This is a genomic window from Margalitia sp. FSL K6-0131 (genome assembly GCF_038008735.1).
Classification (GTDB): domain Bacteria; phylum Bacillota; class Bacilli; order Bacillales; family Bacillaceae_C; genus Margalitia; species Margalitia shackletonii.
Window position 1 is genome coordinate 1,764,062 of record NZ_JBBOZS010000001.1, and the last position, 15,700, is coordinate 1,779,761.

Sequence of the window (15,700 nt, forward strand, 5' to 3'; positions counted from 1 at the left end):
AACTCGCCTATTAGTTGCAAATGTGAACGGGAACACCCAAGTAATCTTTGCCGTTTTCCGCGTTAAGGATGAATGAAGCGAGTGCATGCACTAATTTGGGTGGTACCGCGGGAGTATAAGTTAACCTCTCGTCCCTATTTTGATAGGGATGAGAGGTTTTTTGCTGTTATAAAAAGATAAGGAGGCAATTTCATGAGTTACAATCATATTGAGATTGAAAAAAAGTGGCAAAAATATTGGAAAGACCATGATAGCTTTAAAACAACAGAGGATAAATCAAAAGAAAACTATTATGCGTTGGATATGTTCCCATACCCTTCTGGAGTAGGACTTCATGTCGGGCATCCAAAAGGATATATTTCCACCGATATTCTGGCAAGATGGAAAAGAATGCAGGGCTATAATGTGCTTCATCCAATGGGATGGGACGCATTTGGACTGCCTGCAGAACAATATGCGATTGACACCGGCAATGATCCGGCTGAATTTACGAAACACAATATCGAGACGTTTAGACGTCAATTGAACTCACTTGGCTTTTCCTTTGATTGGGATCGTGAAGTAAATACAACGGATCCGGAATATTATAAATGGACACAATGGATTTTCTTGAAGCTTTATGAAAAAGGTCTTGCATATGTCGACGAGGTACCGGTTAACTGGTGTCCGGCACTTGGCACAGTACTTGCTAATGAAGAAGTTATCGATGGAAAAAGTGAACGCGGTGGTCATCCGGTTGAAAGACGTCCGATGAGACAATGGATTCTAAGAATCACTGCTTATGCGGACAAACTGCTTGAAGATCTGGATGATCTTGATTGGCCAGAAAGTCTTAAAGATATGCAAAGAAATTGGATTGGCAGATCTGAGGGTGCAGAGGTAACTTTCAATATTAATGGTACAGATGAAACATTTACTGTTTTCACAACTCGTCCTGATACTCTATTCGGTGCAACATATGCCGTTTTGGCACCAGAGCATCCGCTAGTAGAAAAAATTACAACTGCCGATCAGCGTGCAGCAGTTGATGCATATCTTGATCAAATTAAATCGAAAAGCGATCTTGAGCGTACAGATCTTGCCAAAGACAAAACAGGTGTATTTACGGGAGCTTATGCTATCAACCCTGTAAATGATGAAAAAATGCCAATCTGGATTGCCGACTATGTTCTAATGAGCTATGGAACCGGTGCAATTATGGCTGTTCCAGCACATGATGAGCGCGACTATGAATTTGCTAAAAAATTCGGATTAACTATAAAAGAAGTTGTAGCAGGCGGAAATGTTGCGGAAGAAGCCTATACAGGTGATGGGGAGCACGTAAATTCGGATTTCCTAAATGGTCTAAATAAAGAAGATGGCATTAAGCAAATGATTGCTTGGCTTGAGGATAAAGGAATAGGCGAAAAGAAAGTAACCTACCGCCTTCGTGATTGGCTATTTAGCCGCCAACGTTATTGGGGTGAACCAATCCCGATTATTCATTGGGAAGATGGTACAATGACAGCTGTTCCGGAAGAAGAGCTTCCGCTTACTCTTCCAAAAACAACGGACATTAAACCATCCGGTACTGGGGAGTCTCCTCTTGCCAATATCGAAGAATGGATAAATGTTGTGGATCCTGTAACAGGAAAAAAAGGCCGTCGTGAAACGAATACGATGCCGCAATGGGCAGGAAGCTGCTGGTACTTTATTCGCTACATTGATCCTCATAATAGTGAGGCGCTTGCGGATCCAGAAAAACTAAAAGAATGGCTTCCAGTTGATACGTATATTGGCGGGGCAGAGCATGCCGTGCTTCATCTGCTATATGCCCGCTTCTGGTATAAGTTCTTGTATGATATTGGGGTTGTTCCAACAAAAGAGCCTTTCCAAAGATTGCTTAACCAAGGGATGATTCTTGGTGAAAACAATGAAAAAATGAGTAAATCAAAAGGAAACGTGGTTAACCCTGATCAAATCGTCTCTAGCCATGGTGCTGATACGCTTCGTCTATATGAAATGTTCATGGGACCACTAACAGCATCTATTGCCTGGACAACAAATGGTCTTGATGGAGCAAGACGATTCCTTGACCGTGTATGGCGTTTGCTTGTGGATGATAATGGTGAGCTTTCAAGCAAAGTTCAGAATGGAAATAAAGATGTCCTTGAAAAGGTATATCATCAAACCGTGAAAAAAGTAACGGAAGACTTCGAAAATCTTGGCTATAACACTGCTATTTCTCAGCTAATGGTATTCGTTAATGAAGCTTACAAAGCAGACGTTCTTCCAAAAGAATATATGGAGGGCTTTGTGAAAATGCTAGCTCCAATTGCTCCGCATATCTGTGAAGAGCTTTGGGAAAAACTTGGCCATGAAGGTACGATTTCTTATGAAGCTTGGCCAACTTATGATGAAGCTAAGCTTGTTGATAATGAGGTTGAAATCGTTATCCAAGTAAATGGAAAAGTTCGAAGCAAAATGACTGTTTCCCGTGAGGCATCTGCTAAAGAATTAGAAGAGATAGCACAAAATGATGATACAGTAAAGGGTTTTATTGAAGGAAAAACCGTTCGTAAAATAATTGCAGTTCCAGGTAAGCTAGTGAATATTGTTGCAAATTAAGGGAGGGGTTATTTAAACCCCTTTCTTTGTTTTTACATAAACGTATTTGATATAATCGAAAAGAAAATACTCGAAAGGAATGACAGGATTGGAAATAAAACAAATTACTCCAGAAGAAGTGGAAAAGAAATTAAAAAATGATGAGACATTATATATAATTGATGTGCGCGAAGATGATGAGGTTGCGGAAGGAATGATTCCTGAAGCAGTACATATACGAATGGGGGATATCCCTGATTCCTTGGATAAATTAGATAAAAACGAAGAATATATCATTGCTTGCCATGCAGGGGGACGAAGCATGAAAGTATGTCAATTTCTTCAAGACCAAGGGTTTCATGTTATTAATATGACAGGCGGAATGTCACATTGGACAGGGGAAACAAAGCCTAAAAAGTAATAAAAACTAACCGGGCAATTTGCCTGGTTTTTTATGTAAAAATAATGAATTAAATTGATATTTCATCGCATAAAAGATAATTCGTACCCGCTTGTGAGGAAATGTCAGCAGTTATGCAGTAATATCAACTTGATACTAATGGAGGATGTATAAAGCCAAAATTCATTATGTTTGAATGTTTTAAAAATTTCATCTCCTGGAAACAATAGTAATAAAAAACGGGAGAGGAAATCGTATGATCCAAGTAAAGGTATTCGATTATGAACATGAAAAGGATTTAGAAGAAGATGTGAATCAATTTTTGAAAACCATTGATGATAATAAACTGTTAGATATAAAATATCATGTGGCAGTTATGCCCGAAGACGAAGACGACCAAATTTATTGTTTTAGTGCGATGATTTTATATAAAAAATAAAGTAGTTCCGCCTATGTGGTAAAACGGACATACATTTCGTTATTTGTGACAAAAATGGGGATTTCAAGATATTATAGGACATACGTTCCGCTATTTAGCCAAAAAAGGGTTATTTTAGCGTGATTTTTGGCAAATAGCGGACTCAGTGTCCGGAAACAATAAAAAAATATCATTATCTATGAAAATAACGGACTCAGTGTCCGCAATACGAGCAACGCATGGAAAAAATCCATGCGTTATTGTGTATTAATGACAATCCGTAGAATAGATAGCTGCATTCATCCCAGCTAATCTACCTGTTACAAGTGCGGATGTTATATTATAGCCTCCAGTATAACCGTATATATCTAAAATTTCTCCACAAAAATATAAACCGGGCATTAATTTGGAAGCCATCGTTTTTGGTTCAATTTCTTTAACAGAAACACCGCCTCCTGTCACAAATGCTTTTTCCAATGGGAGTGTTCCATTAACGGTAAATTGAAATTGTTTACATCCCTTTGTAAAAGAACGGATTTTTTCTACAGAAACATTGGAGGCTTGCGTGTTTTCATCGATTCCGCTCATATGGAGTAAAAATAATAAATAACGTTCTGGCAAAAGTCCTTTCAAACTATTTTTTACAGCCTTTTTCGGTTCGTCTTTTAATATTTTCATAATATGCTGAAAAAGCTGTTCTTCGTTAAAATCAGGTAAAGCGTCTATGCTCATTGTGACATGCTGTAAATTCCACTTTTTCATTGCCTTTACGACAAATTGGCTGCATCTTAAGACGGCTGGGCCCGAAATGCCAAAATGAGTGAAAATCATATCCATTTTATGGGTAATAATTGGTTTTCCTTTTGGATTCAAAACACTAATAGCCACGTCACGAAGGGAAAGCCCCTGTAATGTTTTTTCTTTTATAAAAAATTCATCTGATGTTACAGGTACTTCTGTGGGGAAAAGCTCCGATATAGAATGTCCTGCTTTTTCTGCCCATGGAAATCCGTCTCCGGTTGAACCTGTTTGCGGAACAGATTTCCCCCCAACTGCCACCACAACGGAATCACTATGAATCACTTCGCCATTTTGAAGCATAACACCTGTTACTTGTTGATGATCATACAATACCTCTTTTACAGGAGTATTTGTTTTAATGGTTACATTTAATTCAGACAGCCTTTTTAAAAGGGCATCCACGACTGATTGTGCTTTATTTGTCACGGGAAACATTCTTCCGTGGTCCTCTTCCTTGAGCTTAATTCCGAGATTTTCAAAAAACTGAATAATATCTTCATTATTAAAAATAGAAAAGGCACTATATAGAAAGCGGCCATTTCCCGGGATATGTTTTACAATTTCCTCAATTGGAAGACGGTTCGTGACATTACATCGGCCCCCGCCTGAAATGGCAAGCTTTCTCCCTAGCTTGTCTCCTTTGTCTATTAACATTACTTTGGCGTTTTTTTCCCCAGCTGCAATCGCAGCCATCAAACCGGAGGGGCCGCCTCCAACAACAATTACATCAAACTTCATTCGTTCCACACCTTTGTATATATTCGTTTCATTTTAGAATGACTTGACTATTAAATCAAGAGAGCAACAATTTTTATCCCCCTTAAGGAAGCAAAAGGAATAAAAAGATTTTTCGAATAAATTGTCAATTGACTTGGTTAGTTGTACACTACTAATTAGTGAATTTCAATTATGAATCATGATTAAAGTAGGGATTATATGTCTTCAAAACTTATCCGTGGTACATTTATTTTAACGTTAGGAACATTTATTTCCAAATTTATCGGGTTATTTTATGTCATTCCGTTTCACGCTATTATTGGAGGCTCGGAGCCGGAAGCTCTATATCAATTTGGTTATGTTCCATATACATTATTTATTAGCATTGCAACAGCTGGAGTTCCGCTTGCTGTTTCAAAATATATAGCAAAGTACAATGCATTAGAAGAATATGCAGTTGGCAGAAAGCTTTTTAAATCCGGGATGATATTAATGTTGATGACCGGTATCGTTTGTTTTCTCATTATGTATATTTTTGCACCAACATTTGCGGAATTGAGTATGTCAGGGGTAGAGTCTAAAAAATATTCCATTGATAATGTAACGACAATTATCCGGGCTGTAAGCTTTGCACTTATTATTATTCCAATAATGAGCTTAATTCGCGGATATTTTCAAGGTCATCAATCTATGGGACCTTCTGCGGTTTCGCAGGTGATTGAGCAAATTGTCAGAATCGTATTTCTTCTGTTGGGAGCTTATTTAGTACTGCATGTATTTAATGGAAGTATGGTAACAGCTATTAGTGTTGCGACATTTGCAGCATTTGTTGGAGGAATTGCGAGTTTAATTGTTTTATTTTGGTATTGGAAAATAAGAAAGCATCATTTTGATGAGCTGCTGGAACACGATAAAGGCACCTTGAATGTTTCGCTGAGGGAAATGTACAAGGAAATTTTTATCTACGCCTTGCCATTTGTATTTGTAGGTGTAGCTAACTCCCTTTTCCAATATGTGGATCAATTAACCTTTACAAGAGGTATGGCAGCTATAAATAAGGGAAAAGAAGCACTTGAGGCTATTGGGGTACTTAATTTCGATTCTCATAAGCTTGTAATAATACCAGTTTCACTGGCCACATCGTTTTCTTTAACGCTTGTTCCGCTTATAACGGAATCATTCGCCAAAGGAAATCGCCAGTCCATGATTCGTCAAGTGGATCAAACCTTTCAACTCTTACTGTTTTTAACGGTACCTGCGGCAATGGGGTTATCATTGCTTGCAGACCCTATTTTTACCGTGTTTTATCAGCATAGTAAATTAGGTGCGGATGTTCTGGGACATTATGCGCCGGTTGCTATTCTTTTCGCCTTGTATTCCGTTACCGCCGCCATTTTACAAGGAATTAATGAACAGCGGTTTACGATACTGAGCTTGTTAACTGGTTTGTTGGTTAAGTTAGCCTTTAATATACCGTTGATAAAATTATTCGAAACGGATGGAGCAGTATATGCTACGGCTTTGGGCTACTCTGTTTCTATCATCATCAACTTGGTTGTCATTAAGATTTTTGCAAACTATCCATTCAAAACAGTATTGCGAAGAAGTATATTAATTTTGTTAATGAATGCAATTATGGTTGGGGTTGTTATCGCTTTTTACAAAATTACCACTCTATTTCTTTCGCCAGCATCTAAATGGCAGTCATTGTTGATTGTGATTATATGTGGAGGAATTGGGGCTGCAATTTATGGCTATATAGGATTAAGATCTGGTCTTGCTGATAAGCTATTTGGACAAAGGCTGCAAAGCATTAAGAGAAGGCTTCATATCGGATAATAGGAAAGGAGGTCAACTGAAAAAGTTGACCTCTTATATAAAAAGTCTTGTCCTTGTAAAGTTTTAGCGCCTATCGACTATAGGTCTTCCAATCTCCTCCTTTCGATATGTCAACATCAACTCGTCCTTAGACTCGCTATGTTTTATGAGTCATGAGTCGGAGTCTATACATTCTGTTCGTTTGCTGCGCACTTTCCGCTTTATTAGTGATGACCCATTTGTCCCCAATATTGCATTTGGCGTTCGATTTGAGTAATCCTGCGATTCATTCGTTCTACTTGTCTTTCAAGACGTTCCATTCGCCTTTCCAATTGGCTCTGCCCGCCTCCTGGAAAGGTGGTAGTACCTGGAGGCATATGCCCGCCTCCCTGATGCTGCATAGATGGTGGGAAATTTGCATATTGCTGGCCGGGCATTTGGGGATACATTTGTTGTCTATAATCCATTTCGTTTTCACCTCATCATGATAATTAAGCAATTCGATTATTAGTTGTATTGAACATGCAGGTTATTTTTTTGATTCTATCGATTTCTACATAATTACTTTGCAGAAAACAACTAATAAATCTTCTTGCCATTCCCTAATAGCCTATGTAGGTAAACGCTTTAGGTATGGGTAGCTGCCCAAAAAACAATAAATATTCTTATGATTTAAATGAATATAATGTTTTTATCCTTTCTTTTGTGAAATCGAAATAAGGTGTAATTTTTTTGAGGAATAATAAAGTCTGAGAAAAAGGCCATTCTTAAAATGATAAAAGGAGCACGAAATGAGACTTGATAAATTGCTTGCAAATGTCGGATATGGTAGCCGAAAAGAGGTGAAAAAGCTTTTAAAAGACGGCGTTGTAAAAGTTAATGAGAATGTCGCGAAGGATGGAAAATTACATGTAAATCCTATTGAAGATATTATTACGATACACGGGGATCAGGTTTATTATAAAGAATTCATTTATTTAATGATGAATAAACCACCAGGAGTTATCTCGGCAACCGAGGACTATCATGAAAAAACGGTCATAGATTTATTAGATATGGAAGATTCTGTCCTGAACCCGTTTCCGGTAGGAAGACTTGATAAGGATACGGAAGGACTTCTCCTAATTACAAATGATGGAGGGCTGGCGCATAAGCTGCTATCTCCGAAAAAGCATGTTCCCAAAACCTATTTTGCAGTCATCGATGGAGTAGTTTCTGAATCAGATATCGATGCCTTTAAAAAAGGTGTTTTATTAGATGATGGATACCTTACAAAGCCCGGGGAGCTAAAAATCCTTAAATCCGGAATTCGCTCCGATATCGAATTAACGATTACGGAAGGAAAGTTCCACCAAGTAAAAAGAATGTTTGAAGCGGTTGGAAAAAAGGTTGTCTATTTAAAGCGTATTTCTATGGGGCCAATCCAACTTGATGAAAACTTAATGCTTGGAGAATATCGTGAACTGTCGGAAGAGGAAGTAGAACAATTAAGGAATTTCCCTGTATAGAGGAATCGAAATGAAAGGTACATGAAAAGGAGCTGTTAAAATCCAGCTCCTTTTATATTTCTAGTATTATATTCTATTACGATGACATTTTTACCCTTTTCTTCGTTGTTGTCCAAGTCCCGCGGTGGGGGCTTTTAATCAAGTCATTATAAGCCAATACATTCAAATCTCTTTGAATTGTACGCGGAGTTATTCCGAACTCATCGACAAGTTCCTGTGTGGTTACCGTGCCATTTTCCTTAATAAACACATAGATTGATTTAATTCGGGTTAACATCCTGTTTGTTGAAGGTTTCAAAAAACCACTCCCTCATCCTTTTTCCTAAGACTTAAGACTACGGACGACTTATTGGTTTTGAAGAAAATCTCTTCAAGCTTTACAGACCTTTCTTTGCCAGACAACTCCTTCTTTCATGTCGAATTTTATACCCCAGATGTCAGACAATTACATTTTACACCCATTGTTTTTAAATTTCCAGTCTATAGTGGGAATTTACAAATATTTTAGGTAATTACTTTACTTTATAATATGTTTCTCATCCATTTTTAGTATTAATATAGTAAAATAACTTAAAGTATAAATGCTGAAGCTAGACGCAGATATTTTATAAAAGGGTCCACAGAGGTAAATTTTATATTGTATTGTGGATGTTTTATTGAAGCTTAAAAAGGAGTAAAATAATCTGGAATCACAAAGTATTGTAAATTTAAAAGCTGTTTTCGCAATAATTGTTGCTTAGCTTCATTTGTTATAAATCCTAATCTGGCCAGGTTTAGGGTATAACCAAGGACTTCCGTATACAAAAGCAACAAAGTGAAGAAAAGAGCCATTATTAAAGGAGTTATGACGATGACAATTCAATGGATGGACGAAGTGCTAAAAAGAAAAGAGGATCTTATAAAAGATTTGCAGGGAATTTTGCAAATTAGAAGTGTTTTAGATGAGGAAAATGCAACTGAGGATGCACCTTTAGGAGTTGGTGTAAAGGAAGCTTTGCAATATTTATTGGATTTGGGTGAAAAGGATGGCTTCATTCCTAAAAATGTTGGAAATCTTGCAGGACATCTGGAAATGGGAACTGGCGATGAATTAGTCGGAATCCTTTGTCATGTGGATGTTGTTCCTGAAGGGGACGGATGGTCGGTTGATCCATACGGTGGTATTGTAAAAGATGACAAAATTTATGCCCGTGGATCTAGTGATGATAAAGGCCCTACAATGGCCGCATACTATGCGATGAAAATTGTAAAAGAACTAGGAATTCCGTTGAAAAAGCGTGTTCGCATGATTATTGGCACGGACGAGGAAAGTGAATGGCGTTGTGTGGACCATTATTTTAAACATGAAGAAATGCCGGATATGGGATTTGCCCCAGATGCGGATTTTCCAATTATCTACGCGGAAAAGGGAATTGCAGATTATGATATCGTCCAAAAAGTGGAAGAAAGCGGTCATAGTAATAAGAATGAGCCAATTCAACTAGTCTCCTTCCATTCAGGAAGAAGATATAACATGGTTCCTGATTTTGCACAGGCAAAGCTTTTTATGCAAAAAGAACAAACGGAGATTTTACAAAAATATAATGATTTCCTTCAGCAAGTAAATTTAAAAGGAAAATATTATGTTGAATCCGGAGAGCTAGTGTTGGAATTAGAAGGGATATCCGCTCATGGAATGGAGCCTAGAAATGGAAAGAATGCAGGTCTTATTTTGGCTTCTTTCTTAGCAGATATTTCACTCGACAAACAAGGGGATCAATTTATTAAGTTCGCCGCAAATTATTTGTTTGAAAAGTCCCGCGGAGAAGGTTTTGGCATTCAATATGCGGATGACATAACAGGCGATCTTACTATCAATGTCGGAAAAATGGATTATGAACAGGCAGATGGAGGCAGGTTCGGACTAAATATGAGATATCCTGTTACCTTTGATATGGAGCAAGGGAAGAGCAGCATTGAAAAACATGTGAAACAAGAAGGATTTTCCATAGAGAATTTTTCTGATTCGAAGCCTCACCATGTAGACGAAAATGACGAATTAGTACAAGTCTTAAAGAAAGTATATGAAGAACAAACTGGCGAAAAAGCTGAATTGCTTGCCATTGGCGGTGGTACATATGCACGTTCTTTAAAATCAGGTGTTGCTTTTGGTGCACTGTTTCCAGGAAGACCGGATGTTATGCACCAAAAAGACGAGTATATGTTTATAGAAGATTTAGTAAAGGCAACGGCCATTTATGCACAAGCGATATATGAGCTTGCGGGCAAAAAGGAAAAATAAATCGGAGAGGAAGAGGCAATGATGGGAAAAGTGATTTTTAACGGGGAACTAGTTGAAAGAGAAAATGTTAAAGTAGATATTGAAGACCGTGGATATCAATTTGGTGACGGAATATATGAAGTCATTCGTGTATATAATGGGGAACTTTTTACAAAAAAGGAGCATGTTCAGCGTTTATATGAAAGTGGTGAAAAAATAGGAATAAAGATTCCTTATGAAAAGGATGTTCTTTGTAAGAAGCTTGAGGAATTGGTGCAAGAAAATCACTTAGAGACAGGTATAATTTATTTGCAAATTTCCAGAGGTGTGTCGCCAAGACAGCATGGATACCCAACACCTGAAATTGAACCTACATTTGTCGCTTATACAAAACCAATGGATCGCCCGGAAGATTTAATGAAGTCTGGTGCGAAGGGATTGCTTGTTGAAGATATTCGCTGGTTAAGATGTGACATTAAAAGCTTAAATTTATTGGGAAACATTATGGCAAAACAAAAAGCGGCGGAATCAGGCTGCTTTGAGGCAATTCAACATCGTGGAGAAACCGTTACAGAAGGTTCTTCATCTAATGTGTTTATTGTAAAGGATGGGATATTAAAAACACATCCAGCAGTAAATCTTATTTTAAACGGGATTACAAGGCAAGTGATTTTAAGGATTTGTAAACATAATCAAATTCCAGTTAAGGAAGAATCTTTTACTGTGGATGATATTAAAACAGCAGATGAAATTTTTATCTCAAGTACAACATCTGAAATTATGCCGATTATTCAACTGGACGGAAGTGTTATCGGCAATGGAGAGCCAGGAGAAATCACAAAGAAATTACAAAAGTTGTTCGTAGAAGAAATTCAAAAGGAATGTAAAAATGTAGTGTTGCAATAATATGTCTGAAACCCGTCATAGACGGGTTTCTTTTTAAATTGCGCTGTTCCAATTTATCTCATCAAGCTCCGTTTGAGGAACTAATTGAATAGATAATCTATATGGTCGTTTTATTTCACAGTATCCGCTGTCATACATATAAATAATTTCACATTTTTCCCCTTTATAACTAACAAAATCACCAATTTTCATGGAATTGCTCTCCCTTTTACATGATTTCGTATGAATGAAATACAATAATTATCAAACCTGAAATCAATATATGTAAATAAAAAGGGAAATATGTCTTATAGATAGAAATTTGTTACAATATATTTGTAAATAAAATTAAACGAAAGAGGTATATGAAGTGGAAGGACATCATTATTTTTTTGCATTGCTATTGCCGCAGCATATTAAATCATATCTTCAAGAGAAATGTGAACAAATAAAGATGGATTTTCCTTTTAAAAGATGGGTTCATCATGAAGATTACCATATTACTTTAGCTTTTTTAGGTCATGCATCAGAAGAGCAGCTTGAAAAAGCGGATTATTACATAAAAGATGTCTTACGTCATAAAGAAGGGTTTGAGTTAACTCTCGATCAGTTTGGGGGATTTGGGCGTCCAGATTCTCCTAGAATCTTCTGGGCTAATACGAAGAGTTCGCAATTCTTAAATACGATTAGAGAGTTAGTGTATGATTCCTGCACTATGGCAGGATTTCAGCTAGACCCAAGACCATTTAAACCCCATATAACACTGGCAAGAAATTGGTTAGGAGATAATCAGTTTTCTCTGGAATCTTTGAAGCGTTTTGCACTGGAAGATAAAAAATTTATGGCAAATCATGTTGTGTTATATGAAACCCATTTAAATAAGAATCCTAAATATGTGATAAAGAAAACATACACACTGTCGTAAGTTTTAGACTTTCAGGAAGGAGTGAGCTTATTTGGCGCAGTTAATTAAGCTCCAAGATTATGTGTCTCGCTATGAGCAGGATGTTTACCGATATCCTACCCAATATATACGATTAAAAAAACAACAGTGGGATAAATTGAAAGAAGCATGGATAACTGATTCTCTCGAAATGTCTCCGATAGAGTGGAAGGATACAGAGGATAAAAAATCTAGCATTTTAAATAAAATGACAAAAATGTTTAAAAAAGAAGAAAAAAGTGAAATTAAGGATGAATCAGATACTAGGACTGTTACATCTCTCCAATTTGCTCCTATCCTATCCTTTCGACCTGATACAGAAGTGGAATTAAAGCAATTATTTTTAGACCAGCTCTTTAGCTTTCAATTAAAATGGGCAAGCTCAACCATTTATGAAAAATCAGATGCTCATCCAAAATACTATTATGATGACAAACTCCGCACTTTTTTGCAGCGATTTCCAGATAATTGTCTTCTTCTGTATGAGCCTGTTTTATTATTAAAGAAGGCACCAATTGAAATGGAGATTATTTTCATTACCCCAATGGAGGTATGGTGCATTACATTTTTGGAAGAAGAAAAGGATGCTGTATTTCTTGGCTCAAACGATCGATTTTGGCTGAAGAGAACAAACAAACAGGAAAAGAAACTGTTAAATCCGATGATATCATTAAATAGAATGTCAAAAATTGTGGGTCAAATTTTTTCGTATTACAATGTGGATCTTCCGATTAAAAAAGCGATTATTTCCAGAAATGGATACATCGATTTTATGGAAAAGCCATATGACCTTTCCTTATTAGAAAAAAGAGAGTATCCTAAATGGTTTGAGCAGATGAGACAAACTCGTGCTCCATTAAAGCATATGCAATTAAAAGCAGCCAAAATTCTTTTGGATTATTGTCAGACTGTAAGTTTCAAAAGGATAGAATGGGAGGAAGAAAATACCGACCCTTTTGAAGAGGAAAGTTTGAAGTGAAAATCATGGTTTCGTGATTAGTGTTTTTCTTATATTTTTAGTAATCCTAATGCAGTTATAGTTATGGGCATCTTTTTTTATAAAGGTTATTCATTCTTTGTACAGATAAGGGTGTTCATAAGGTTTTCTACTAAGCCAACTAACTTTGATAAAGAAAACAGCCAAAAAAAGATGAAAAATACAGGAAATGATAAAATTCACCTTGACGAAAAATGTCAAAAAGCGATAAAATTTATTAAAAGATGGCTATTGTTGTCTACTCTAGTTTCCAATAGCTGTCTTTTTTTCTTTGTATATTATGATTATATCAATTGCTGCTGTTTGATAAACTATATAGACTGGTCATTAAGAGGAAGTCTATGTAGGTTTTTTCATCATTTTAGTATATAATATAGATTTAGATGAGTCGTATGCACGAAACATGCGCGTGAAACTGAAGGTGAATGAAGTTGGAACACATACTTGGTCAAGGCTGGGAGATACATCCGGCTGGGGGGGCAACAGGAGAAGCATTCTTTGCCAAATATCAGGAACAAAAATTATTTTTAAAAAGAAACTCATCTCCCTTTTTAGCAGTTCTATCAGCTGAAGGAATTGTTCCAAAGCTTGTTTGGACAAAAAGGATGGAAAACGGAGATGTCATCACAGCACAACAATGGCTGAACGGCAGAGAGCTAAAGCCTGAGGAAATGGGCCAAGAACGTGTTGCAAAGCTTTTGAAAAAAATACATGATTCTGCTCCATTAGTTTCAATGCTTGAGCGATTGGGAAAAGCTTCGTTTAAACCTGAAAAAATGCTGGCAGAATTAGAAAAAAGTATAGATAATGATTTGTTACAAATGCCAAGTGTCAGGTCCGCTATTACCTTTCTTAAAGCTGAAATAAAAAATATTCAGAACGGTGAATTTGTTGTTTGTCATAGCGATATAAACCATAATAATTGGATGCTTTCGGAAGATAATGAATTATATTTAATAGATTGGGACGGCCCGGTTATAGCCGACCCGGCATTGGATATCGGAATGCTTTTATATTTATATATTCCCCGCGAAAATTGGCCCACTTGGCTTAACCAATATGGTGTAATACTAACTGATCATCTATTGCTTAGGATGAAATGGTATGTGGTAAGGCAAACATTAATTGATATTCAATGGCATAAAGATAAACAACGTTATCAGGAAATGAACCATTGGACTCGATTTTTACAGGAAGTAAATGAAAGCTATGAATAGGAATTCATATCCTGAACCCATTGTGAAAGATTGCTTTGGTTGGACAAAATATGATCGTCTAAGTTTTGCGTATTAATTCCATTTTGGCTGTAAGAATATACTTGTTCTAATATTGGTCTAATATTATTATTTATACTAGGATTTACTAAAAGCGATTTAACCAATCTTTCTAATTGTTCGCATTCTGCGACGGATCCGCAGCAGTCGGTTTGATGGTTACTTAAAATATCTTTTAACAAGGTTATTTGGTCATGATGGCTCAGCGGCATGTTTTATGTACATTCCTTTCGTGAATATGGTAAATAAATAAATGAAACGAAACTGGCGTTTTGGCCAGTTTCTTTAATGTCGTATCATTAGTTTGCTTTTTTCTATTAACTTTATGCAATACTATTACAACTATGAAATGAACGAGGTGTGAATTTTGCGTCTAAGACATAAACCATGGGCAAAGGATAAGCTTTTGCAATACCCACAATATGTAGTTCAAAATCCTGAAACTATTAAAGGCAAATGGAATGAAGAGTTTCAAAATGACCATCCGCTCCATATTGAGGTTGGAACAGGAAAAGGGCAATTTATATATGGAATGGCAAAGGCAAATCCGGAAATCAATTATATTGGCATTGAAATGCAGGACAGCGTAATTGTTTCTGCCTTAGATAAAATCATAGAAGATCCGTTACCTAACTTAAAACTTCTTAATATTGACGGAACCAATTTACAAGAATATTTTGCAAAAGACGATGTGGAAAGAGTGTATTTAAATTTCTCTGATCCATGGCCAAAAAAACGTCATGAAAAGCGTCGGTTAACGTATAAAACCTTTTTGAAATTATATGAGGACATTTTGGTTGATAATGGAGAAATTCATTTCAAAACAGATAATCAAGGATTATTTGAATATTCATTAAGAAGCTTTTCTGAATATGGACTTTTATTAAAATTTGTAAGCCTTGATTTACACAATAGTGACTTTGAAAATAATATTATGACAGAATATGAGGAAAAGTTTTCTTCACGCGGGCAACGCATTTATCGCTGTGAGGTACAGTATCAAACTAAATAAGGTAATGGGAAGAAATACTCTCCGCCTTAATTGATTTTGGCAGAGGGTATTTTTTTTATGATAAAATAAAGAGGACATAAG

16 protein-coding genes and 1 other annotated feature (1 of these 17 only partly in view) are annotated in these 15,700 nt (G+C 36.5%); of the genes, 11 read left to right on the forward strand and 5 right to left on the reverse strand.

Annotated elements, in window-relative coordinates; all coding sequences use genetic code 11:
• Window positions 1-139, forward strand: a binding site (T-box leader) (it extends 83 nt beyond the left edge of the window).
• A 53-nt stretch (window positions 140-192) separates the two neighbouring features.
• The 3 genes from leuS (at window position 193) to NSQ59_RS08590 (ending at window position 3,425) form a co-directional block, all read left to right on the forward strand.
• Entirely contained in the window at window positions 193-2,607 is a 2,415-nt protein-coding gene (gene leuS, locus NSQ59_RS08580) for a leucine--tRNA ligase (RefSeq protein ID WP_055738976.1), read from the forward strand.
• Window positions 2,608-2,695: 88 nt separating this feature from the next.
• Window positions 2,696-3,007 carry a rhodanese-like domain-containing protein gene (locus tag NSQ59_RS08585; RefSeq protein WP_055738977.1) on the forward strand — a complete coding sequence of 104 codons (312 nt, stop codon included), beginning with the start codon at window positions 2,696-2,698 and terminating at the stop codon, window positions 3,005-3,007.
• A gap of 235 nt (window positions 3,008-3,242) precedes the next feature.
• On the forward strand, window positions 3,243-3,425 hold the full coding sequence (locus NSQ59_RS08590) for a sporulation protein Cse60 (RefSeq protein ID WP_055738978.1): 183 nt from the start codon (window positions 3,243-3,245) through the stop codon (window positions 3,423-3,425).
• Window positions 3,426-3,671: 246 nt separating this feature from the next.
• On the opposite strand, the gene NSQ59_RS08595 is transcribed toward NSQ59_RS08590, so the two are convergent.
• Entirely contained in the window at window positions 3,672-4,943 is a 1,272-nt protein-coding gene (locus NSQ59_RS08595; protein ID WP_055738979.1) for a BaiN/RdsA family NAD(P)/FAD-dependent oxidoreductase, read from the reverse strand.
• Between the two features lie 198 nt (window positions 4,944-5,141).
• Here NSQ59_RS08595 and NSQ59_RS08600 point away from each other — a divergent pair, with 198 nt between their 5' ends.
• A complete protein-coding gene (locus NSQ59_RS08600; RefSeq protein WP_055738980.1) occupies window positions 5,142-6,761 on the forward strand; it encodes a putative polysaccharide biosynthesis protein in 1,620 nt (539 codons plus the stop codon).
• 203 nt (window positions 6,762-6,964) lie between these two features.
• Here NSQ59_RS08600 and NSQ59_RS08605 read toward each other — a convergent pair whose 3' ends face one another.
• Complete coding sequence (locus tag NSQ59_RS08605) at window positions 6,965-7,207, reverse strand: hypothetical protein (RefSeq protein ID WP_126648176.1); 243 nt, start codon at window positions 7,205-7,207, stop codon at window positions 6,965-6,967.
• Between the two features lie 324 nt (window positions 7,208-7,531).
• Here NSQ59_RS08605 and NSQ59_RS08610 point away from each other — a divergent pair, with 324 nt between their 5' ends.
• Window positions 7,532-8,248, forward strand: a complete 717-nt coding sequence (locus NSQ59_RS08610) for a pseudouridine synthase (RefSeq protein WP_340830694.1) — start codon at window positions 7,532-7,534, stop codon at window positions 8,246-8,248.
• A 76-nt stretch (window positions 8,249-8,324) separates the two neighbouring features.
• Here NSQ59_RS08610 and NSQ59_RS08615 read toward each other — a convergent pair whose 3' ends face one another.
• A complete protein-coding gene (locus NSQ59_RS08615) occupies window positions 8,325-8,546 on the reverse strand; it encodes a DeoR family transcriptional regulator (RefSeq protein ID WP_055738983.1) in 222 nt (73 codons plus the stop codon).
• Between the two features lie 552 nt (window positions 8,547-9,098).
• Here NSQ59_RS08615 and pepV point away from each other — a divergent pair.
• Both pepV and dat read left to right on the forward strand, forming a co-directional pair.
• Window positions 9,099-10,529, forward strand: coding sequence for a dipeptidase PepV (pepV, locus tag NSQ59_RS08620; protein WP_340830697.1), 1,431 nt, complete (start codon window positions 9,099-9,101; stop codon window positions 10,527-10,529).
• Between the two features lie 21 nt (window positions 10,530-10,550).
• Window positions 10,551-11,414, forward strand: a complete 864-nt coding sequence (gene dat / locus NSQ59_RS08625) for a D-amino-acid transaminase (RefSeq protein WP_340833151.1) — start codon at window positions 10,551-10,553, stop codon at window positions 11,412-11,414.
• Between the two features lie 33 nt (window positions 11,415-11,447).
• Here dat and NSQ59_RS08630 read toward each other — a convergent pair whose 3' ends face one another.
• Complete coding sequence (locus tag NSQ59_RS08630; protein ID WP_161809220.1) at window positions 11,448-11,606, reverse strand: hypothetical protein; 159 nt, start codon at window positions 11,604-11,606, stop codon at window positions 11,448-11,450.
• Window positions 11,607-11,763: 157 nt separating this feature from the next.
• Between NSQ59_RS08630 and thpR the strand changes: the two genes are divergently transcribed.
• From thpR to NSQ59_RS08645, 3 genes are all read left to right on the forward strand, one after another.
• Window positions 11,764-12,318: an RNA 2',3'-cyclic phosphodiesterase gene (gene thpR, locus NSQ59_RS08635; RefSeq protein WP_055738986.1), complete on the forward strand. Its 555-nt coding sequence runs from the start codon at window positions 11,764-11,766 to the stop codon at window positions 12,316-12,318.
• A 31-nt stretch (window positions 12,319-12,349) separates the two neighbouring features.
• Entirely contained in the window at window positions 12,350-13,315 is a 966-nt protein-coding gene (locus tag NSQ59_RS08640) for a hypothetical protein (protein ID WP_055738987.1), read from the forward strand.
• Between the two features lie 449 nt (window positions 13,316-13,764).
• The gene (locus NSQ59_RS08645; RefSeq protein ID WP_340830701.1) at window positions 13,765-14,550 is read left to right on the forward strand and encodes a phosphotransferase family protein; all 786 of its coding nucleotides are present in this window, start codon (window positions 13,765-13,767) and stop codon (window positions 14,548-14,550) included.
• Here the strand turns inward: NSQ59_RS08645 and NSQ59_RS08650 are convergent.
• Complete coding sequence (locus tag NSQ59_RS08650; protein ID WP_055738989.1) at window positions 14,541-14,819, reverse strand: YtzH-like family protein; 279 nt, start codon at window positions 14,817-14,819, stop codon at window positions 14,541-14,543. The two genes, NSQ59_RS08645 and NSQ59_RS08650, sit on opposite strands and share 10 nt — an antisense overlap.
• 155 nt (window positions 14,820-14,974) lie before the next feature.
• On the opposite strand from NSQ59_RS08650, the gene trmB reads away from it, so the two are divergent.
• Entirely contained in the window at window positions 14,975-15,619 is a 645-nt protein-coding gene (gene trmB, locus NSQ59_RS08655; RefSeq protein ID WP_055738990.1) for a tRNA (guanosine(46)-N7)-methyltransferase TrmB, read from the forward strand.
• Window positions 15,620-15,700: the final 81 nt, after the last annotated feature.